This window comes from Roseovarius sp. CAU 1744, from assembly GCF_039839345.1.
Taxonomy (GTDB): domain Bacteria; phylum Pseudomonadota; class Alphaproteobacteria; order Rhodobacterales; family Rhodobacteraceae; genus Roseovarius.
Window position 1 is genome coordinate 153,374 of sequence record NZ_JBDOQV010000011.1, and the last position, 19,236, is coordinate 172,609.

At 63.8% G+C, this 19,236-nt stretch carries 17 protein-coding genes; 6 read left to right on the top strand and 11 right to left on the bottom strand.

Features of this window, described 5'->3' with window-relative positions:
* Nucleotides 1-111: 111 nt before the first annotated feature.
* Genes AAFO92_RS20445 through AAFO92_RS20455 form a run of 3 tightly spaced genes read right to left on the bottom strand, consistent with a single transcriptional unit; the run spans nt 112 to nt 4,014 of the window.
* The gene (locus AAFO92_RS20445; protein ID WP_347538389.1) at nt 112-1,407 is read right to left on the bottom strand and encodes an FAD-binding oxidoreductase; all 1,296 of its coding nucleotides are present in this window, start codon (nt 1,405-1,407) and stop codon (nt 112-114) included.
* Nucleotides 1,400-2,902: an aldehyde dehydrogenase family protein gene (locus tag AAFO92_RS20450; RefSeq protein ID WP_347538392.1), complete on the bottom strand. Its 1,503-nt coding sequence runs from the start codon at nt 2,900-2,902 to the stop codon at nt 1,400-1,402. Before AAFO92_RS20450 ends, AAFO92_RS20445 begins: the two co-directional genes overlap by 8 nt.
* Nucleotides 2,899-4,014, bottom strand: a complete 1,116-nt coding sequence (locus AAFO92_RS20455) for a mandelate racemase/muconate lactonizing enzyme family protein (RefSeq protein ID WP_347538394.1) — start codon at nt 4,012-4,014, stop codon at nt 2,899-2,901. Before AAFO92_RS20455 ends, AAFO92_RS20450 begins: the two co-directional genes overlap by 4 nt.
* 113 nt (nt 4,015-4,127) lie before the next feature.
* Between AAFO92_RS20455 and AAFO92_RS20460 the strand changes: the two genes are divergently transcribed.
* Nucleotides 4,128-5,621 carry a PLP-dependent aminotransferase family protein gene (locus AAFO92_RS20460; RefSeq protein WP_347538396.1) on the top strand — a complete coding sequence of 498 codons (1,494 nt, stop codon included), beginning with the start codon at nt 4,128-4,130 and terminating at the stop codon, nt 5,619-5,621.
* On the opposite strand, the gene AAFO92_RS20465 is transcribed toward AAFO92_RS20460, so the two are convergent.
* The 5 genes from AAFO92_RS20465 to AAFO92_RS20485 form a co-directional block, all read right to left on the bottom strand.
* Nucleotides 5,618-7,261, bottom strand: coding sequence for a GMC family oxidoreductase N-terminal domain-containing protein (locus AAFO92_RS20465; RefSeq protein ID WP_347538398.1), 1,644 nt, complete (start codon nt 7,259-7,261; stop codon nt 5,618-5,620). The genes AAFO92_RS20460 and AAFO92_RS20465 overlap by 4 nt on opposite strands.
* A gap of 292 nt (nt 7,262-7,553) precedes the next feature.
* Nucleotides 7,554-8,924 carry a glutamate--cysteine ligase gene (locus AAFO92_RS20470; protein ID WP_347538400.1) on the bottom strand — a complete coding sequence of 457 codons (1,371 nt, stop codon included), beginning with the start codon at nt 8,922-8,924 and terminating at the stop codon, nt 7,554-7,556.
* Between the two features lie 65 nt (nt 8,925-8,989).
* A complete protein-coding gene (locus AAFO92_RS20475) occupies nt 8,990-9,502 on the bottom strand; it encodes a hypothetical protein (RefSeq protein ID WP_347538402.1) in 513 nt (170 codons plus the stop codon).
* Nucleotides 9,499-10,320, bottom strand: coding sequence for a hypothetical protein (locus tag AAFO92_RS20480; protein ID WP_347538403.1), 822 nt, complete (start codon nt 10,318-10,320; stop codon nt 9,499-9,501). The genes AAFO92_RS20475 and AAFO92_RS20480 overlap by 4 nt, the downstream gene beginning before the upstream one ends.
* Nucleotides 10,317-11,042, bottom strand: coding sequence for a 16S rRNA (uracil(1498)-N(3))-methyltransferase (locus tag AAFO92_RS20485; protein ID WP_347538405.1), 726 nt, complete (start codon nt 11,040-11,042; stop codon nt 10,317-10,319). Before AAFO92_RS20485 ends, AAFO92_RS20480 begins: the two co-directional genes overlap by 4 nt.
* 11 nt (nt 11,043-11,053) lie before the next feature.
* On the opposite strand from AAFO92_RS20485, the gene ubiA reads away from it, so the two are divergent.
* The 3 genes from ubiA (at nt 11,054) to AAFO92_RS20500 (ending at nt 14,322) form a co-directional block, all read left to right on the top strand.
* Nucleotides 11,054-12,019 carry a 4-hydroxybenzoate octaprenyltransferase gene (ubiA, locus tag AAFO92_RS20490; RefSeq protein WP_347538407.1) on the top strand — a complete coding sequence of 322 codons (966 nt, stop codon included), beginning with the start codon at nt 11,054-11,056 and terminating at the stop codon, nt 12,017-12,019.
* A 61-nt stretch (nt 12,020-12,080) separates the two neighbouring features.
* On the top strand, nt 12,081-14,003 hold the full coding sequence (locus AAFO92_RS20495) for an OmpA family protein (protein WP_347538409.1): 1,923 nt from the start codon (nt 12,081-12,083) through the stop codon (nt 14,001-14,003).
* Entirely contained in the window at nt 13,990-14,322 is a 333-nt protein-coding gene (locus tag AAFO92_RS20500) for a hypothetical protein (protein ID WP_347538411.1), read from the top strand. Before AAFO92_RS20495 ends, AAFO92_RS20500 begins: the two co-directional genes overlap by 14 nt.
* Nucleotides 14,323-14,450: 128 nt before the next feature.
* On the opposite strand, the gene AAFO92_RS20505 is transcribed toward AAFO92_RS20500, so the two are convergent.
* Nucleotides 14,451-15,317: a LysR substrate-binding domain-containing protein gene (locus AAFO92_RS20505; RefSeq protein ID WP_347538413.1), complete on the bottom strand. Its 867-nt coding sequence runs from the start codon at nt 15,315-15,317 to the stop codon at nt 14,451-14,453.
* Between the two features lie 142 nt (nt 15,318-15,459).
* On the opposite strand from AAFO92_RS20505, the gene AAFO92_RS20510 reads away from it, so the two are divergent.
* Together AAFO92_RS20510 and AAFO92_RS20515 are read left to right on the top strand one after the other, a co-directional pair.
* Nucleotides 15,460-16,977, top strand: a complete 1,518-nt coding sequence (locus AAFO92_RS20510) for a trimethylamine methyltransferase family protein (protein ID WP_347538415.1) — start codon at nt 15,460-15,462, stop codon at nt 16,975-16,977.
* A gap of 23 nt (nt 16,978-17,000) precedes the next feature.
* On the top strand, nt 17,001-18,095 hold the full coding sequence (locus AAFO92_RS20515) for an aminomethyltransferase family protein (RefSeq protein WP_347538417.1): 1,095 nt from the start codon (nt 17,001-17,003) through the stop codon (nt 18,093-18,095).
* A gap of 105 nt (nt 18,096-18,200) precedes the next feature.
* Here the strand turns inward: AAFO92_RS20515 and acpS are convergent, their stop codons facing one another.
* Together acpS and AAFO92_RS20525 are read right to left on the bottom strand one after the other, a co-directional pair.
* The gene (gene acpS / locus AAFO92_RS20520; protein ID WP_347538419.1) at nt 18,201-18,602 is read right to left on the bottom strand and encodes a holo-ACP synthase; all 402 of its coding nucleotides are present in this window, start codon (nt 18,600-18,602) and stop codon (nt 18,201-18,203) included.
* Entirely contained in the window at nt 18,599-19,219 is a 621-nt protein-coding gene (locus AAFO92_RS20525; RefSeq protein WP_347538421.1) for a LysE family translocator, read from the bottom strand. The genes acpS and AAFO92_RS20525 overlap by 4 nt, the downstream gene beginning before the upstream one ends.
* Nucleotides 19,220-19,236: the final 17 nt, after the last annotated feature.

Here is a 19,236-nt window from a genome sequence, read left to right on the forward strand (position 1 = left end):
TTTCGTTTGTCGCGATGACTGTTGTTTTGCGACGATGGCGCGAATTACAACGTCGAATTGATCTGCCGGAAAGGTCCATTTCCGGCTTGGTAGCAAACCAATTCAGCGGCACTAGATACCGATCCGATCCTTCAGTCGATAATATTCTACCGCCGCGGGCAGGAACCAGGGCCTGCCGCGGTAAAGCGGGCGTGTCGGAAATGCGACATCCGCGATCCCGGTGCCGGCCTCGGGGTGGCCCAATACCCGCAGCCCGGTCTTCATTCCCAGATAGCTCGCCATGCCGACGCCTGAACCGCAATAGCCCATCGCATGGTGTATCTTGCCGTCTTGCCCCGCATGGGCAAGGGAATCAAAGGTGTAGCCGACAAATCCCATCCAGGAATGTGTCACCCGGCGCCCGCTCAGCTGGGGGAAGATGCGCAGCAGGTCCGCATAAAGCCGCCGGGCGCTGTTGATGGTGTCGGTTTCGGTCGCGCTGACACGGCCCCCGAACAGGATGCGTTTGCGATCGGGGGAAGACCGGTAATAATAGACCACCTTGCGGGTGTCGGACACGATCCGGTTGTTCGGGTTCAGTTCATCCATCAGCGACGCGGGCAGCTCTTCGGTTGCGATGATGTAGCTGCCGATGGGGATGATGCGGCGCTGGTGCCAGCGCGAGAGCGTGCCCGAATAGCCGTTCGTCGCCAACACCACGTCGCGGGCGGCAATGCTGCCGCGCGGGGTGGCAACCGTGGCGCCGCCATCGTCCTGCGAAAGCCCGGTCGCGGCGGTCTGGGACACGAAGGAGACCCCGGCCTGTCGGCATAACGACACGAGACCCGCGTGGTAGCGGCCGGGATCAACAGCGGCGTGGTCGTGGTAGATCGCGCCGCCGTGGTAGAGGCCGCTGCCGATCTCGGCATGTTGTTCGCCGCGCGGCACCAGCGTGACGGGTACCTCGAACCCCTCGGGCTGATTATCGGCGGCGGCCCGAAGGGCGTCGAAGGCTTTCGGCGTATGCGCGGCGTGAAAGCGGCCGCAGGTCCGAAAATCGCACGCGATACCCTCGGCCGTCACGAAATCTTCGATGAAGGCGCGCGAATTATGGCCGTCCGCCAGGATGCGGCGGGCCGTGGTTTCACCGTGTTTGCGGGCCAGTTCCGCAAGGCTCGGCTTGATCGATGTGCTGATCTGCCCGCCGTTCCGTGTCGAACAACCGTGGCCAAGCGCGCCCGAGTCGAGCACCACGGTGCTGCGCCCGGCCCGCGCGATCTGAAGCGCCGCGTGCAGGCCGGTATAGCCCGCGCCGATCACCACCGCGTCGGCCCGCGCGGGCAGAGGGTCGGCGGGCGCGTCACACAAGGGGCTCGTGTCCCACCAGTAGGATGTGTCGCGAAACCCTTCTGCGAAAATATCAGCCATGCGACGCGATCCTTGCGGCAACACTTTTCACGCGGGTATAGCTTTGCAGCGCCACCAGCCCCTTTTCGCGCCCGAAACCGGATTTGCGGTTGCCACCGAACGGCACCTCGATGCCGCCCGCGAAATACTCGTTGATATAGATCTGTCCCGCGTCGATGTCGCGCGCCATGCGATGCGCCGCGTCGAAATCGCGGGTATAGATGCCTGCAACCAGGCCGAACTCGGTGCCATTGGCAAGGTCGAGCGCGTGATCTTCGTCTTCCGCGACCTGCACCGCCAGCACCGGGCCAAAGATCTCTTGCTGCACGATGGGGTCTAACGCGGGCACGGCGTCGATCACGGTGGGTTCGTGGAACCAGCCCGCGCCGGTCGCGGGGTCGGTCGTGGTCGCGCCGCCGGTCGCGATCGACAGGCCGCGTGATCGCGCATCTTCGACAAAACCCGCGACCTTGGCCAGATGCGCGTCCGAATTAAGCGGGCCAAGCATCGCGCGATGCAGCCCGTGGCCGATCTGCAGGCCGCGCGCGCGTTCGGCAACCCGTTCGACCAGCGCGCCATGCACCCGGCGATCGACGATCAGCCGCGAGCCCGCGGAACAAATCTGCCCGGCATTCTCGTAGATGGCACCGATCACGCCGTCGACCGCCTGATCGAGGTCAGCATCGCCCAGCACGATCAGCGGTGATTTTCCGCCCAGCTCCAACACCAGGCTGGTGACGTTCGGGGCCACGGCCTGCATCACGCCCGTGCCGGTCGGAACCGACCCGGTAAAGGTCACGTGACGCACATCGGGATGGCTGACAAGCGGCGCGCCCGCCGCCTGCCCGGTGCCCGTCACCGCGTTGCAGACCCCCGCCGGAAGCCCGGCGCGGTGCAGCAATTCCGCCAGCATCAGCATCGTCAGAGGCGTGGTTTCGGCCGGTTTCGCAATTGCGGTGCAGCCCGCGGCAAGCGCCGGTGCGATACCGCGCGCAGCGGTCGAAATCGGAAAGTTCCACGGGATGATATGGGCGGTGACACCGACCGGCTCGTTGATCGAATAGCCAAGGTAATCCGCGCCCAGCGGAAAGGTATCGCCCTGCATCTTGTCGGCGGCACCGGCGTAATATTCAAACGTGCGCGCGGCGCCTGCCACGTCACCTTCGGCCTCTTGCAGGGGTTTGCCGCTATCAAGGCTTTCAACCACCGCAAAACGCGCCGCCTCTTGTCGCAGCAGCATCGCCGCGCGATATAGGATCGCCCCCCGGTCCAAGGCCTTGGCGCGGCCCCAGTCGCGCTGCGCCGACTTGGCGACAGCGACGGCTTGCGCGACATCTTCAGCCGTACCAGCAGCGAAATCGTGGAACGCCCGCCCGGTGCCGGGATCAAAGGTCGGTATTTTTCCGCCCTGCGCGGGGGCAACCCATGAGCCGCCGATGAAATGCTTATCTGGCAGCCCGGTCAGCGTGCCGGAGGCGAAATATTCCTCGACCAGTTGCGCGGACACGCTCATCATTCCACCTCGCTGACCTGATAGGTCGATTTCGCCAGCCATTCCGGGTTGATTTCCACGCCCCAGCCGGGGGCGTCGGTGACCTCGGCCTGACCATCGGTGATGGTATAGGGGTCGGTCACGAAAAGATCCTGCTGCCACGGGTAGTAGTCAGCGCCCTCGATCGAGAACTCAAGGTATTTTCCCGCGTTCGGGATTGCGCGCAACAGGTGCATGGTGAACAGGGTGACCATCGACAGGTTCGCGCAGTGCGGCGTCACCGGCAGACCCGCCGCCGCTGCCATGCGGGCCACCTGCATCGTGCGTCCCATGCCCCCCATATACATCACGTCGGGTTGCACGATATCGACCGCGCGCATGTCGATCATGCGTTTCCAGATCGGTATCTGGCAATCCTGCTCGCCGCCGGTCACGTCAATGTCCAGATCGGCCAGCGCGGCGGTCACTTCGCGGGTCTGCTCCAGTTCCCAGTAGGGGCACGGCTCCTCGAAATGGCTGACGCCGTTATCGACAAGCATATGCCCGTATTCGATCGCCTGTGCCGGCGAATAGCAGGAATTCGCATCGGCCAACAGCGCGACCTCTTCGTTCTTGAAGGCATTGCCGATGGTGGGAATGATTTCCTCGGTCCGACCTTCCCATTCGTCCTTGCCGCGCCCCACCTCGGCCCCAAGGCGGAATTTGAAGGCATCGAAGCCGTATTCCCCGCGCAGACGGCGAAAACGTTCAGCTTCGTCCTTGGGCGTGATATCGCGTTTCATTGATGACGCGTAGGCGCGGACCTTGCCCGGTGACCCCCCGAGAAGCGCGGCCACCGGCTTGTCCGCCGCCTTGCCCCGCAGATCCCAGACGGCGGTTTCCAACCCGCCCATGGCACGGCAGACGTAAGAGCCGGGAAACTTGTGCTCGCGTTCCTGGATATAGTTCAGGTGATCGTCCAGATCGTCGATCTCGCGCCCCAGCGTCCAGGGCGCGACCTGCCGGTGCAGGACCTGCGCGGTGATGTCGGAATGGTAGGTCGAAACCTGCCCCCAACCCGTTGCGCCGGTGGCATCGGTAATCCGGGTGAAGCCCACGAATTCACTGCTGAAGGTTTCGATGCGTGTGATTTTCATTTCCGCCCGCCTGCGTTCAATACCGGTTGTGTCCAGAAACACATGATTGCAATTTGTTCCAGTGATAAGGTCCACTTTGTACTGTCTGACGGTCCAATCGGGGAAATGCGAACGTGGCAAAATATGTAGGCGGCGCGCTGATACCGACGCTATCCATCGACCGCGGCGACCGCGCCACCATCACGGTGCAGCTGGTAAGTGCATTGCGTGAACTGATCCTGTCGGGCCAGTTGCGCGCCGGAGAGAGGCTGCCGGCCAGCCGGACGCTGGCGCGGGATCAGGGTGTGTCGCGTACCACCGCGATCAATGCCTACGAACAACTGACGGCCGAGGGGTTGCTCCGGTCGCAGGTCGGATCGGGCACGTTTGTCAGCGACGCGATCCCGACACCTGCCCCCAAGGACGAGGCCGAAACCGAACCCGGCGGCACCATGCCACGGCTGGCGCATCTCAGTGCCGAAGCCTCCGATCAGTATTTTCCGCGCCTTTCACATCCCGATACGCCCCGCGCCTTTGTCACCGGCATGCCGGCCTTCGACGTGTTTCCGATGGCGCTCTGGTCGCGGCTGGCGTCGCGCTATTGGCGCAGCCCCCGCAGCCTGGTCATGAGCTATCCTGATCCGTGCGGCCTGCTGGAACTGAGGCAGGCGGTCTGCCAGCATCTGCGCGCCAACCGCGGCGTCAAATGCGCCCCTGAAGAGGTGTTCATCTTCAACGGCGCACAGGATGCGTTCAACCGGATCGGCGGTATGCTGCTGGATCCCGGCGATCCGGTCTGGTTCGAAAACCCCGGTGCCATCGGCGCACGCAACAGCCTGATCTCATGCGGCGCACAACTGGTGCCGGTGCCGGTGGACGATCAGGGAATGGATGTACGGGCCGGGCTTGACGCGGCCCCCGGTTTCAGGCTGGCCTTCGTGACACCGGCCCACCAGCACCCGCTGGGCACGACGATGACAACCGACCGGCGGTTCGAACTGCTGCGCGCGGCCGAGAACGCCAGGGCATGGATCATCGAAGACGATTACGTCGGTGAATTCCACTATGGCGCCCACACCCCCCTGCCCTTGAAAAGCATCGATACCTCGGGCCGGGTCATCTATGTCGGCACCTTCTCGAAGGCCCTGTTCCCGGCTCTCAGGCTTGGCTACGCTGTCGCGCCGCCGAAACTGGTGCCGTTCTTCCAGCGGATCGCGGGCGCCACCATGCAGGGTGCCCCGGCCAGCATGCAGTCCATCGTTGCCGATTTCATCAACGAAGGCCACTTCGCCGCCCATATTCGCCGCATGCGCGACATTTACGCCGAACGGCGCGATGCTTTGCTGTCCGAGGCGGACCGCACGTTGAACGGGTTGCTGAAGGTGCGGCCCACCGATACCGGGTTTCACACCATCGGCGATCTGACGCATCCCGGCCTGTCGGATGTGACGGTGTCGCAGGCCGCGCGCCAGGCCGGCATTTCGGCCGCCCCGCTGAGCCGGTTCACGATTCAGCCCGTTCCGCGGCAGGCCATCACGCTTGGGTTCAGCGCAGTGCCGCCTGCACAGATCGTCAAGGGCGTACAGGCGCTGGCCCCAGTCCTACGGGAGGCGATGAAGGCTGCCTAGCCCCGATCCTCGAGGATCATCTGCGCGGCCTTCTCCCCCACCATGATCGCCGGGGCATTCAGGTTGCCCGAGGTGATGCGCGGAAAGATCGAGGCATCGGCAACCCTCAGTCCGCCAACACCATGTACCTTCAACCGCGCGTCAACAACAGCACCCGCCGCCCGGTCAGGCCCCATCGCGCAGGTGCCGCAGGCGTGGAATACCGTACCCAGCCGCTGGCGGATGTCCTCGCGGATTGCGTCCCTGTCGGTTACGTCCGCGCCCGGCAGAACCTCGCGCCGAATGGACTTCGCCAAGGGTTGCGACCCGGCAATCCGGCGGATCATCTCTGCGCCCTCGGCCAGTTCGTCAAGGTCTTCGGGTGCGCTCAGATAGCCGGGATGGATTTCCGGCGCGGCGAAGGGATCGGCCGAGCGGATTTGCAGGTGCCCCCGGCTTTTCGGATGGCAGTTCGATATTCCGATCAGCAAGCCGGGAAACTTGTCCGGCGCCAGCAGCTTGCGCTTGCCGGGCGTCGCCTTCGTATAGCTTACCGGCGAGAAATATAGCTGCAGATTGGGCCGGTCGCGGTCAGGCGCGCTTTTGAAGAAACCCCCACCCTGATTGACGCTGAGCGACAGCGGCCCGCTGCGGGTCAGCACATAGCGCAACCCCAAAAGCATCCGCCCGAGCCACGGGCGCAGGTGGTTGTTGAGCGTGGGGCAGGTCGCCTCGTAGATATAGTCATAGCCGATATGGTCCTGCAGGTTGCGGCCAACGCCGCCTGCGTCCTGCACCACGTCAATTCCGCATTGCTGCAGATGCGCTGCATCGCCGATCCCCGACAACTGCAGGATCTGCGGCGAATTCACCGCCCCTGCCGACAGGATCACTTCGCGGTCGGCCATGATCCGCTGCACGCTGTTCCCGCGCCGGTATTCGACCCCCACGGCCCGGCGTCCGTCAAACAGGATGCGCGTGACATGGGCATGGGTGATGACCCGCAGGTTCGCGCGCCGTCGCGCCGGGGTCAGGTAGCCGGTGGCGGCCGAGCAGCGAAACCCCTTGCGCGTGGTGATCTGGTAGAGGCCGACACCCTCTTGCGTCTTGCCGTTGAAATCGGGATTGCGCGACAGCCCGGCCACCTGCCCCGCGGCGACGTAATCATGGCTCAGCGGGTGTACCGACGCATCAATGGGGCTGACCGTGATCGGCCCGCCCGCGCCGCGCCATTCATCTGCCCCGGCAAGGTTGTCCTCCATCCGCTTGAAATGGGGCAGCACGTCGCCATAGGCCCAGCCCGGATTACCCAGGGCCGCCCACCCGTCATAATCCTCGGCCTGCCCGCGGATGAACACCATCGCATTGATCGAACTCGACCCGCCAATGACCTTGCCGCGCGGCCAGTAAACCTTGCGCCCCCCAAGTTCCGGCTCCGGCTCGGTCGTGTAGCGCCAGTTCAGCCGTGGATGGTAGAACGCCCCGCCATAACCGATCGGCATACGCACCCAGAAATTCAGGTCCGATCCGCCCGCTTCCAGCACCGCCACGCGCGACCTGCCGTCGGCGGACAGCCGGTTGGCCAGCACGCAGCCCGCCGATCCGGCACCGACAACAACATAATCAACCCGAAACTCGTCAGAATCAGAAGTCTTGCGCATGGGCGGCCCTTCGCCTTGGTGTTTCATGAGGCATCTATGGGTTCCGGGCCGTGCAAGTCGCGAACCATTTTGTTCATTCTTGGATACCAATAACTCCTGGCGGCAGGTGGCGCTGAAGGAACCGATACCTGACGACCAACTGAACCAGGCGGGTTATTCGGCCAACCACGTCAGGCGCCTTCGATCCGACAGGTTACAGCGGCACCCTGAAGAGACTTCCGTGCAACCAGCGGAAGCCGCCACGGCTGCGATGTTTCGACAACAGCACGCCTCCGCCAACCGGCCGCGTCCGTCAGTAGCTGTATTCGGCGTAGATGCGGTCCAGATCGCCGTGCCAGTCGTTTTGATAATGCGCCAGCAACTCGTCGGCCGGCACCTGCCCGCTTTCGACGCTTTCCTTCAAGGCGTTCAGGAAATGTGTCTCGTCCGGCACCAGCCCGCCCGCGCCGCTGCGGACGCGCGCCGTCAGACCGGCCTCGGATATCGCCACGACCTCGCGGGCCAGCTCGTGCATGTCGATCTTGTCCACCCTGGCCTGCAAGCCATCGACGCTGGCGGCTACGCGCAAGGCTTCGCGGGTCTCGGCATCCCAACCCTTGCACAGATCCCAGGCCGCATCGAGCGATGACTGGTCATACATCAGCCCGACCCAGAACGCCGGCAGCGCACAGAGCCGGCGCCACGGGCCGCCATCGGCGCCGCGCATTTCCATGAACTTCTTGATCCGCGCTTCGGGAAAGATCGTGGTCAGGTGATCGGCCCAATCGCTGAGCGTGGGTTTCTCCCCCGGCAGCGCTGGCAGCTGTCCCTTCAGGAAATCCCGGAAAGACATTCCCAGAGCGTCGATATATTCGCCATCGCGATAGACGAAATACATCGGCACATCGAGCGCGTAGTCGACATATTGCTCGAACCCGAACCCCTCGTCGAACACGAAAGGCAGCATCCCGGTCCGGTCCGCGTCCAGATCGCGCCAGACCCGGCTGCGCCAGGATTTGTGCCCGTTGGGCTTGCCCTCGAAAAACGGTGAATTGGCAAAAAGTGCGGTTGCGACCGGTTGCAGCGCCAGCGCTACGCGGAATTTCTGCACCATGTCCGCCTCGGAGGCGAAATCCAGGTTGACCTGCACCGTGCAGGTGCGCCGCATCATCGTCCGGCCCATGGTGCCGACCTTCTGCATGTAGGCGTCCATCAGCTTGTAGCGGCCCTTGGGCATCATCGGCATTTGTTCGTGGGTCCATTGCGGCGCCGCCCCCAGCCCGATGAATCCGACGCCCACCTTGTCGGCGATATCCTTGACGTCGCGCAGATGCGCGTTCACCTCGTCACAGGTTTCATGAATCGTCTCGACCGGCGCGCCAGAAAGTTCCAGCTGGCCACCCGGTTCAAGCGAGACATTGGCCCCGTCCTTCTCAAGTCCTATGAGCTTGCCGCCTTCTTCCAGCGGCGCCCAACCGTGCAGATCGCGAAGGCCCTCGAGCACGGCCAGGACGCTGCGTTCGCCTTCGTAGGGGATCGGCCGCAGGGTATCGCGGCAATAGCCGAACTTCTCATGCTCGGTGCCGATCCGCCAGGCGTCCTTGGGCTTGCAGCCGCTTTCCAGATATCCCGCCAGTTGATCATGGCTTTCGATCGGCCCGCCGCCGGATTGAGGGATAGACATTTTGGGGCCTCCTGCCGTCTTGTGGCTGCAACGGGAAACACCAGTGGCCGCTTACGCGCCCGGTGTCAATGCAGCCTTTCGGGGCGTCTCTGCCAAATCACGACAGGGTGATCCGACCTGCGTTTCATCTGCGCCAGCATGTTTTCGGTGCGAATGCCCGGCAGGCTGGCAAAGGCGTCAAAGAGCGCCTCGGCCCCTTCGGCGTTCAGCGGGATGTGCAGGTCGGCCTGCCCCGGCTGGCTGAGCACCCAATGCGGCGGCTTGCCCGTCGGGTCAAGCACCAGCACGGTCATCTCGCGAATGGCCACGACACCACCGTTCAGTGGCCCGAAATAGGCCACCGCGCCCTCGTCCACCTGCACGATGCCGGGGCCACCCTGATTGCCGCGAAACCGCCCGCGCTGAACGCCGGTGATCAGCAGAACACCCCCGACAAGGGCAAGAACGTAGCCCAGCCAGGGCAGCAACTCGCCCGTGGCAAAAGCCCAGTAGAGTCCCAGGGCCAGAATCGCCGAGGCCACCAGCACCTCGCGCCAGCGCCAGATCGCCTGCCGCGCTTCGGGCCGGAAAAAGCTCATCGCGATCTCTCCCGCGTGCTGCGCGTATCATAGGGGGCGGCGATCGCTTCGAATTCCATGTCGCCGAAATCGCGGATCAGCCGGGTGTCACGAAGCCGGCCGTTTTCCAAAGCTACGGCTTTCAGCTGGCCCTTTTCGGCGACCTGCAGCTCGCCCTGCCAGAGATCGGCCCATTCCCAGTCCGGCAGATCGATGCCCGCGCCGGCGCTATGCTCCAGCGCGTAGCGACCGGCGACCAGGGCCCGGTTCTTCTGCCCGGTTTCCACCCACCAGCGCAATGCCCACCCGTCAGCCAGCGGCTTTCGCAATACCACGTCGTAGCCGGTGCCGGTTCTGGCCCATCCGCGCAATTCCATCCGGGTGGCATAGAGTTCACCCATCCAGAACCCATCGGTCGAATGCGGAAACGCGGCCGGGTCGGTACAGAAACGGATCTCGGACGAGGCCTCCCACGCGCCGGTGCTGCCATTCAGCCAGCACTCTCCGTCCGGTGTGAAAGCGCCGCCGCCGGACCAGGTGTCCGACTTGGGAAAGAAGTGAAGCGCGTGCAGATATGGCGCGCGGGAAACTGCCGTCCACCAGCCGCCTGACGGATGGTCAGGATCACCGGTTCCGGCGAAATAGACGAAATGGCGCCCGTCCGGTGACAGGTCACAGCGGAATTCGTAGATGCGCCCTTTCAGCCACTGGCCGAGCGTGACCTCATCGGTGTCGCGGTTCCATCCCAGGGCCGCCACCTGCCGCGCTGGACCCCGGCGCAGAATCATCGCATGGGCGGACCCGGCGGCGGGGACAACGAACAGCCGCGGGGGCGTCAATGCCAATCCCCCAAGGCCTGCTGCCATAAGGTCATCGCCGCCACCGCCGCCGTGTCGGCGCGCAGGATGCGCGGGCCAAGGCTGACCGGGTGGGCGAAGGGGGCGGCATGCAGGCGGTCACGCTCGGCCCCGGAAAACCCTCCCTCGGGGCCAATCAGGATGGCCCATTTGTCGCCCCCCGCCTGCCCCAGTGTTTCAGACGCGCCCGCCAACGCCTCGTCGCAGAACATCAGCCGGCGATCATCGGGCCATGTGTCCAGCACATGATCGAGTTTCTGTAACTCGCTGACCCCTGGCAAATAGGTGCCGCCGCATTGTTCTGCGGCCTCGACCGCATGGGCCTGCAACCGGTCCTGGCGGATACGCTCGGAGTTCGTGAAATCCGTCTGCACCGGGCAGATGCGACGTGCCCCCATCTCGGCCGCTTTTTCGACGATGAAATCCGTGCGCGCCTTCTTGATCGGCGCGAACATCAGCCACAGGTCGGGCGGCAGTTGCAGTGGCCGGGTCTGGCGATCAACCCGCAGCGTCCCGCCGCGTTTGCCGGCCTCTGCCACGCTGGCCAGCCATTCACCGTCATGCCCGTTGAATAGCGCCACCGCATTGCCGGGCGAAAGGCGCATCACGCCGAACAGGTAATGCGCCTGGTCGCGGTTCAGAGGAACCGATTGCCCTTGCCCCAAAGGGTGCTCTACATACAGTCTGATCTTCGCAACCGTCATGGGGCCAACATATGACCGAGACCGACAAGACGCCAGAGGCCGCGGGCCAGGTGGCGGATGCCTATCGCGGCAACTGGGTGGATCGGCTGGCCCCGCCCGCGACACGCCCCTATCTGCGCCTCAGCCGCGCCGACCGGCCGATCGGAACCTGGCTCTTGCTGTTGCCCTGCTGGTGGGGGCTGCTGCTGGCGATGGTCTTTGACGGGCGCGCCACGCTGCATGATCTGTGGATTTTCGCCGGCTGCGCCATCGGCGCGTTCCTGATGCGCGGCGCGGGGTGCACGTGGAACGACATCACCGACCGCCATATCGACGGGTCGGTCGCGCGCACTGCCTCGCGGCCCATTCCGTCAGGTCAGGTCAGCGTCAAGGCTGCGCTGGCCTGGCTGGTGGCGCAGGCGCTGGTCAGTTTCGGCATCCTGCTGACCTTCAACCTCGCCGCGATCGGGCTGGGGGTGCTGTCGCTGGTACCGGTTGCGATCTATCCCTTTGCCAAACGCTTTACCTGGTGGCCGCAGGTGTTTCTGGGCGTGGCCTTCAACTGGGGCGCGCTTCTGGCCTGGACAGCCCATAGCGGCGCATTGCACTGGCCGGCGGTGACGCTCTACCTGGCGGGCATCGCCTGGACGCTTTTCTATGACACGATCTATGCCCACCAGGACGCCGAGGATGACGCCCTGATCGGTGTGAAATCCACCGCAAGGCTGTTTGGCGAAAACTCTCCGCGCTGGCTCAGGTGGTTTCTGGTCCTCACCGTTACCCTGATGGCGGTGGCGGTCATGCAGGCAACGCTGGGCGGCCACTTCGCCGCCGTTCTGGTGGCGCTTTGCGGGCCGTGGGCGCTGGGCTGGCACCTGCAATGGCAGATGCGCCACCTGGATATCGAGGACGCCGACGGACTGCTGAGGCTGTTCCGGTCAAACCGCGACGCGGGCCTGCTGCCCCTGCCATTTTTCGCCGTCGCCCTGTTCCTTTGATTGAACTCGGGGACGGCGCGGCCTAAACACATCAGGGGAACAATTAACGAGCGGCCTAGCCATGCGCCTGTCTGCCATCTTTGCCATTGCCGCCAGTTTCGGTGTTGCGGCCATCCTGTGCCTGGTTGCCGCGGGTTTTTCGGTACAGGTGATCGAGGACAATTCGCGCAATTCGGTGCGCGATACGCTCGATGCCAATGACCTGATCTGGTCCGAGGTCGATGCCAACGGGTTGCAGGTCTTTCTGGGCGGCACCGCCCCGACCGAGGCCGCGCGGTTCAAGGCCTTGTCGATTGCCGGGCAGGTCGTGGACGCGGCACGGGTGATTGACCAGATGGACGTGGCCGACAGCGCCGCCATCGCCCCGCCGGCATTTTCCATCGAAATTCTGCGCAATGACAGCGGCCTGTCGCTGATCGGGTTGATCCCCGCATCGACCGATCGTCAGGAACTGCTGGAGGACATTGCCCGCGCCACGGACGAGCGTGAGGTCATCGACCTGCTGGAATCCGCGGATTACCCGGAACCCGAGACCTGGCAGGACGCGATCGACTTTGCGGTGAGCGCGCTCAAGACGCTGCCTAGAACCAAGATTTCGGTCGCCGCAAACCGCGTCGAAGTGACCGCGATGGCCGACAGTGCCGGTCAGAAGGACACGATCGAGGCGAACCTGATCCGCAAGACCCCCGATGATATCAGGCTGGCGCTGAACATCTCGGCGCCGCGCCCGGTGATCACGCCTTTTACCCTGCGCTTTCTCATTCAGGACGGGCAGGCACGGTTTGACGCCTGCTCTGCCGATACCGAGGAAACCCGCCGGATGATCCTGACCGCCGCGGCGAAATCCGGATTGCGGCAGGAAGCCGACTGCACGATTGGCCTGGGCGTCCCGACACCGCAATGGGGCAAGGCGACAACCCAGGCGATCACTGCCCTTGCGCAACTGGGCGGGGGAAGCGTCACGTTTTCCGATGCAGACATCACCCTGGTCGCCGAACCGGGCATCCCCGAGAAACGTTTCGATGACGTGGTCGGCGCGCTGGAAAACGCGCTGCCGGCGGTGTTCGCCCTGCATGCCGTCCTGCCGGCGCCACCTAACGAGAAGCCCCAGATCACGCCTGAATTCGTCGCCACCCTGTCCCCTGAAGGGCTGGTCCAGATCCGCGGCCGCGTCGGCAGCGAAACCGCGCGGGAAACCGTCAACAGCTTTGCCAAGGCGCGGTTCACCTCGAACAGCGTACATAATACGGCCCGCGTGGCAGAGGGCCTGCCCCGGGATTGGCCGCTGCGCATCCTGACCGGGCTTGAGGCGCTGTCATATCTGTCGAACGGCGCCGTCACTGTGACGCCGGAACAGCTGAACCTGAGCGGGGACAGCGGCAACCGGCACGCCCAGGCGATGATCGCCCGGTTTCTGTCGGACAAGCTTGGCGATGCAAAGGAATTTTCGATCGACATCGCCTATCGCGAGGCGCTTGACCCGGTTGCCAGCATCCCGACACCAGACGAGTGCGAGGCCGCGATTGCAGGCATTCTCAGCGAGCGAAAGATCAATTTCGAACCGGGTTCCGCCACGATCGACGAACATGGCGCGGCAATCATGGATGACATTGCGGAAATCCTGAAGAAATGCGGCGAGATCCGCATGGAAATTGGCGGCCACACGGATAGCCAGGGCCGTGAGGTCATGAACCAGCAGCTAAGCCAGTCGCGCGCCCGTGCGGTCCTGAATGAGCTGCGCGAGCGCCGGGTACTGACATCGGCCCTGACCGCCAAGGGATATGGCGAAAGTGCACCGATTGCCGACAACCAGACCGAGGACGGCCGTGAAGCCAACCGGCGGATCGAATTCAAGCTGATCCGGCCCGAACCGATCAAGGAACGGACGACGGGACTTGAAAGCCTCGAACCAGAGCTCCAAACAGACGAAGCCACCGGCGCATCCGGGCAGAATCAGGAAGAGACACCCGATGAACAGGACTGAGTTTATCATTGCCACGGCCATCGTGCTGTTCGTGGCGTTTTGCCTGGGCTGGTTCGCGAACTGGCTGGTACATCGCTTCATCCGCGTGTCGGGCTCTGATGTCGGGGAACTGGAGAAGATGGCGCAGGAGTTGCACGAGGCCGAAGAGACCCGCGATCAGGCGATCACCTACCTGCAACAGCGCGAGGCAGAGCTGACCAACCAGATCAGCCAGACCGAGGCCGAGCTATCGGCTACGATGGACGGGCTGCGTGAGGCCCGTCGCGAGGCCGAGGATCTGCGCGGCCAGCTTGAACGCCAGAGCAACAGCAGCGCCTGACTGCACACAATCAACTGTTTCAAGAATGCGCGCCTGCGGCGCACAAGTCATCTCGTCGTCGGGCCTCCGGCCTCCTCCTCGGGGCCCGGTGGCCGAGGTGACGCATTGCCGATTGGTCTCCGCCCACTCTAACCGCTGGTTCTGAGCCAATCGACGAAATCGGCAACGTCCCGGTTTCCCAGGGCGGCTGGCGCATAGGCCAGGAAATAGCCGTAATCTTCCAGCGCGGTTTCGGACAGTCTGTACAATCGTCCGGCGTCGATCTCGGGCTGGACCAGAATGTCGTTCAGCGCCACGCCCTGCCCGTCGATCACCGCCTGAACGCGCACATTCGGATCGGGGATGATCAGCGTTTCCGACTCTCCTTCAAAGGTCAGCGAAGCAACCGCGAACCAGTCCGACCAGGCATTGCTGTCCTTGCGGTCCCGGAGCAATGTAAGCCTCCGAAACGCCGCTTCGGGGCCAAGTTTCGCCACCATTTCCGCGGCTTCGGCATTTCCCGTGGGCCAGGCAGGACAGGGCAGGAACGGCTCTATCACCATGTCGTCCCACCCACCGTGCCCCCAGCGGATCGCCAGATCGACCCCCTCATCCCTGAGATCGAACAGGTCCACCATCGGCTGTATCCGCAACCGGATGTCGGGATGGGCGGACATGAACCGCATCAGCCGGGACGAGAGCCAGCGCGAGGCAAAATACGTCGACATCCCGATTGTCAGTATCCGGCTTCCCTGCCGTTGCAGCGACGCGATTTTCTGCTCGACCGTCTCAAATGCCGGTTGGGCCGCGCCAAGCATGTCCCGCCCTCTTGCCGTCAGCGCAATCCCCCTTGGCAGGCGTTCGAACAGCGCAAATCCCAACTCTTCTTCGAGCTGTTTCACCTGATAGCTGACCGCCCCCTTGGTCAGGTTCAGCGCATCCGCCGCCGACGAGAAACTGCGGTGGCGGGCGACAATGGTAAACACGCGTAGCGAGTCATAGTGACGAAAGCGCATGAATATCGTTTAAATATTTTATACGAAAGGTGCAAATCATTTGGTTTGTTCTTTTCCTTTCGGCCATGAAAACATGGGTATTGGAACGGCATATTGGCCGTTGTCCAGGTTTTCGAGGTCAACAGGGTTGAATACTGCCACCATGTCAAGGCGCCGCGGCAGAAATGCCCGCAAAGCATCGTCGTCGCCAGGCGAGGCCACCGCGCGCGCCATCCGACGCATCCCGGTCTATGAGCTTCTTGATGGGGACGCCCTGGACAGGCTCGAAGCGCAGGCAGACTGGATCCTCAGCACAATCGGTATCGAATTCAGGGATGACCCCACCGCGCTGTCGCTCTTCAAGGAAGCCGGCGCGCATGTCGAGGGCACGCGCGTTCGCTTCGATCCGGGCCATGCCCGGGCGCTCTGTGCATCGGCCCCGTCTGAGTTCAACCTGCGCGGCCGCAACCCGGCTCATACCATCACGCTTGGCGGCGACAACGTTGTGCTGATGCCGGGCTATGGCTCTCCGTTCGTGACCGATCTCGGTCAGGGCCGGCGCTATGGCACATTGAGCGATTTTCGGAACTTCGTGAAACTGGCCTATCTCTCGCCATATCTTCACCATTCCGGCGGTACGGTCTGTGAACCCTGTGACATTCCCGTCAACAAGCGCCATCTGGACATGGTATTCACCCATTTGCGCTATTCCACCAAACCGTTCATGGGCGGGGTCACGTCACCGCAACGCGCCGCCGACAGCGTCGAAATGGCCAGGCTGGTGTTTGGCGAAGCATTCATGCGCGAAAATGCAGTCATCCAGGCAAATATCAACGTGAATTCGCCTTTGGTCTTTGATGGGGTGATGAGCCGCGCCCTCAGGGTCTATGCCGCCGCCAACCAGTGCGTTGCCGTATCACCCGCGATCTTTGGCGGCGCAATGGGCCCGCTTGGGCCGGCGGCCACCGCCGCGCAAACCCTGGCCGAGGGGATGGCGGGCATTGCCCTGGCGCAGCTGGTCCGCCCCGGTTGCCACTGTGTGCTCGGCTCATTTCACAGCGCGATGAACCTCAGATCCGGCGCCCTGGCCTTTGGTGCGCCTGAATCGCACCTGGCCACACTGGCCTTCGCCCAGCTGGGCCGACGGCTGAACGTTCCGATCCGCCCGGGCGGCGGACAGATCACCGCCGCAAACACCCCCGATGCGCAGGCCATGCAGGACAGCACCTCGGCCATGTGGGCCACGCTACTTGCAGGCGCCAACCAGGTCTGGCACGCCGCCGGCTGGCTCGAAGGCGGGCTGACCATGTCCTACGAGAAATTCGTCATGGACCTGGATCACTGCGGCATGATGCTGAAACTGCTGCGGGGTATCGACACCGGAGACGAATCTTTGGGCCGCGACGCCTATCTTGACGTGCCTCCCGGCGGCAACTTCCTCTCAACGGCGCATACGCTGCGCCACTATGCGCATGCAAACTACCTCTCGGATCTCCCGGAGGCGGGGCCATACGAAACCTGGGTGGAAAATGGCAGGCTGACCGCGGCAGAACGCGCCACCGGCCGCTGGCAGGCCATGCTGGCCGGTTATGAAATGCCCGGGATGGACACAGGCACGCTGGAGGCTCTGCACGATTACATGGCCCGGCGCAAATCCGAAATGCCCGACGAATGGTACTGACACTGGATGGGAGATCACCTCAGATGACCGAAGAACTCAGCCGCAGCTCCGCCCTGTCGGAGCGCCATCGCGCCCTCGGTTCGGAACTCGAAGACTGGAACGGTATGGGCACCGCCTGGAGCTATGCTTCGGACCCGAATGACGAACATGACGCCATCCGCGAGCGGGCCGGCATGTTCGACATGTCACCGCTCAAGAAGGTTTTTGTGCGCGGACCCGACGCGTTGCCGGTGCTGGACCACGCCACCAGCCGCGACCTGACCCGCCTTGACCCGGGTCAGGCAGCTTATCTTTCGGTCATGACCGATAACGGTACGCTGGCGGATGACGCGATCGTGTCGAATAACGGCAATGACGAATGGATGATCGTGCACGGCTCGGGCCGGACAATGACGATGCTGCAGGCCAGCGCCCGGGGACGCGATGTCGAGATTGCTCTGGATGACGGGCTGCACGACATCTCGGTCCAGGGTCCGCAATCTCTGGATATTCTCAACCGGCACTGTTCGATCGACCTGGCCGACTTGCGCTATTTTCACCATGTGCCTGCCGACCTGTTCGGCCATCCTGTCCGCCTCTCCCGCACCGGCTATTCCGGCGAGCGCGGATACGAGATCTTCGCCGACGCAAGCCATGTGGTCGATATCTGGGACAGGCTGGTGGCCGAGGGCGTCATGCCCTGTTCCTTCACCGCGCTCGACAAGGTCCGGATCGAGGCGGGGCTGCTTTTCTACGATTATGACATGACCTCCGAACACACCCCCTGGGAGGTCGGGTTGGGCTTCACCGTCAACGCGGCCAAACAGCATTTCCGCGGCCGTGAGGCGCTGATGGCCGCCAGGGGTTCCGAAAAACTGCGCAATGTCGGCCTGATCGTCGATCATGACGATATGGTGCCCGGCGGCGAGGCGCTTTCGCTTGATGACGGCACCCTGGTCGGCACCATCAACAGCCCCTGTTATTCGCACCGGATGGGCAAATCGCTTGCCCTGGCCCATGTCTCGCCGGCTGTGGCCGACGGCACGGTGCTGCATGTCAAAGGCGACGGCATCGACACCACCGCGGTGGTCTCCACCCTGCCCTTCTACGATCCGCAAAAGATCCGGACCCATGCCTGAACCACAATGCCCGGGGGTCTGGGGGGCGCCCCCCAGGGCCTGCGTGGCCTGAACGCGAACTGACCGGCGTGAGCGATAGCGAACTCCGCCAGATCACCGCGCGGCTCAGGACACTGGCCGCGCCTCGATCACCACAAAGGCCTGCGCCCAGGGGTGATCGTCCGTCAGGGTCACGTGAATGATCGCCTCATGCCCCGCGGGTGTCATTTCTGCCAGGCGTTCCGCCGCCCAGCCGGTCACCGCCATCACCGGCTGACCGCTGTCGAGGTTGCTGACCGCCATGTCCTTCCACGCGATGCCCATGCGCAGCCCGGTGCCCAACGCCTTAGAACAGGCCTCTTTCGCGGCCCAGCGTTTGGCATAGGTGCCGGGCGTGTCCGCGCGGCGCTCGGCCTTCAACTGCTCGGTCTCGGTGAAGACCCGGTTGCGGAACCGGTCCCCGAACCGCTCCAACGTCCCGGCGATCCGCTCGATATTCGCCAGGTCGGTGCCGACGCCCAGGATCATTTCGACGTGGCCGACCGGATCAGCGCCAACCCGCCGGATGCAAAAAGCGCCGCGCTTGCCCCGTCGATCCAGCGCCGGCAACGGCGATAGACTGCCATCATGCCGCCCATCGAAAAGACCAGCGAGTAGCTGAGATTGTTGAGAAAGGCGACGGCCACGCAAACCAGCGTCGTCACCAAGACCGCGACCACGGTATCGTTTGGATCCAGCCCCATCGACAGGGCCGCCATCCAGGCAATCACCGATTTCGGGTTCGACAGGTTCAGGATCACGCCGCGCCAGAACCACCGCCCGGCGCCGATCTGCGCCACGTCCGCATCGCTTGCCCTCAGCGCCGACCGGCCCGATTGCCACGCCAGATAGAGCAGGTAGGCGCCGCCCAGCAGTTTGAGCACCGCCAGCAACCAGGCCGACGCCTGCAACACCGCGCCCATTCCCGTGGCCGCCAGCACCCCCCAGAACACCAGCGCCACGCTCAGCCCCAGGCCATAGACGATGCTGGCGCGGCGGCCATAGCGCATTGCAATTGCCGCGTTGGAAATATTGGCGGGGCCGGGCGAGGCAGCGATCACCCAGAACGCCACGCCAACCGTTATCAAAGTGGTCAGGTCAAACATCTTGAAACCTCCGGTAT

Coding starts and splice junctions, on each gene's coding strand:
- AAFO92_RS20455 (WP_347538394.1), bottom strand. CDS start 4,014: ATGAAAATCACACGCATCGAAACCTTCAGCAGTGAATTCGTGGGCTTC.
- AAFO92_RS20465 (WP_347538398.1), bottom strand. CDS start 7,261: ATGCGCAAGACTTCTGATTCTGACGAGTTTCGGGTTGATTATGTTGTT.
- AAFO92_RS20485 (WP_347538405.1), bottom strand. CDS start 11,042: ATGACGGTTGCGAAGATCAGACTGTATGTAGAGCACCCTTTGGGGCAA.
- AAFO92_RS20505 (WP_347538413.1), bottom strand. CDS start 15,317: ATGCGCTTTCGTCACTATGACTCGCTACGCGTGTTTACCATTGTCGCC.
- acpS (WP_347538419.1), bottom strand. CDS start 18,602: ATGATCCTGGGCGTCGGCACCGACCTGGCGAATATCGAGCGGATCGCC.
- AAFO92_RS20470 (WP_347538400.1), bottom strand. CDS start 8,924: ATGTCTATCCCTCAATCCGGCGGCGGGCCGATCGAAAGCCATGATCAA.
- AAFO92_RS20525 (WP_347538421.1), bottom strand. CDS start 19,219: ATGTTTGACCTGACCACTTTGATAACGGTTGGCGTGGCGTTCTGGGTG.
- ubiA (WP_347538407.1), top strand. CDS start 11,054: ATGACCGAGACCGACAAGACGCCAGAGGCCGCGGGCCAGGTGGCGGAT.
- AAFO92_RS20495 (WP_347538409.1), top strand. CDS start 12,081: ATGCGCCTGTCTGCCATCTTTGCCATTGCCGCCAGTTTCGGTGTTGCG.
- AAFO92_RS20515 (WP_347538417.1), top strand. CDS start 17,001: ATGACCGAAGAACTCAGCCGCAGCTCCGCCCTGTCGGAGCGCCATCGC.
- AAFO92_RS20445 (WP_347538389.1), bottom strand. CDS start 1,407: ATGGCTGATATTTTCGCAGAAGGGTTTCGCGACACATCCTACTGGTGG.
- AAFO92_RS20475 (WP_347538402.1), bottom strand. CDS start 9,502: ATGAGCTTTTTCCGGCCCGAAGCGCGGCAGGCGATCTGGCGCTGGCGC.
- AAFO92_RS20510 (WP_347538415.1), top strand. CDS start 15,460: ATGTCAAGGCGCCGCGGCAGAAATGCCCGCAAAGCATCGTCGTCGCCA.
- AAFO92_RS20500 (WP_347538411.1), top strand. CDS start 13,990: ATGAACAGGACTGAGTTTATCATTGCCACGGCCATCGTGCTGTTCGTG.
- AAFO92_RS20450 (WP_347538392.1), bottom strand. CDS start 2,902: ATGATGAGCGTGTCCGCGCAACTGGTCGAGGAATATTTCGCCTCCGGC.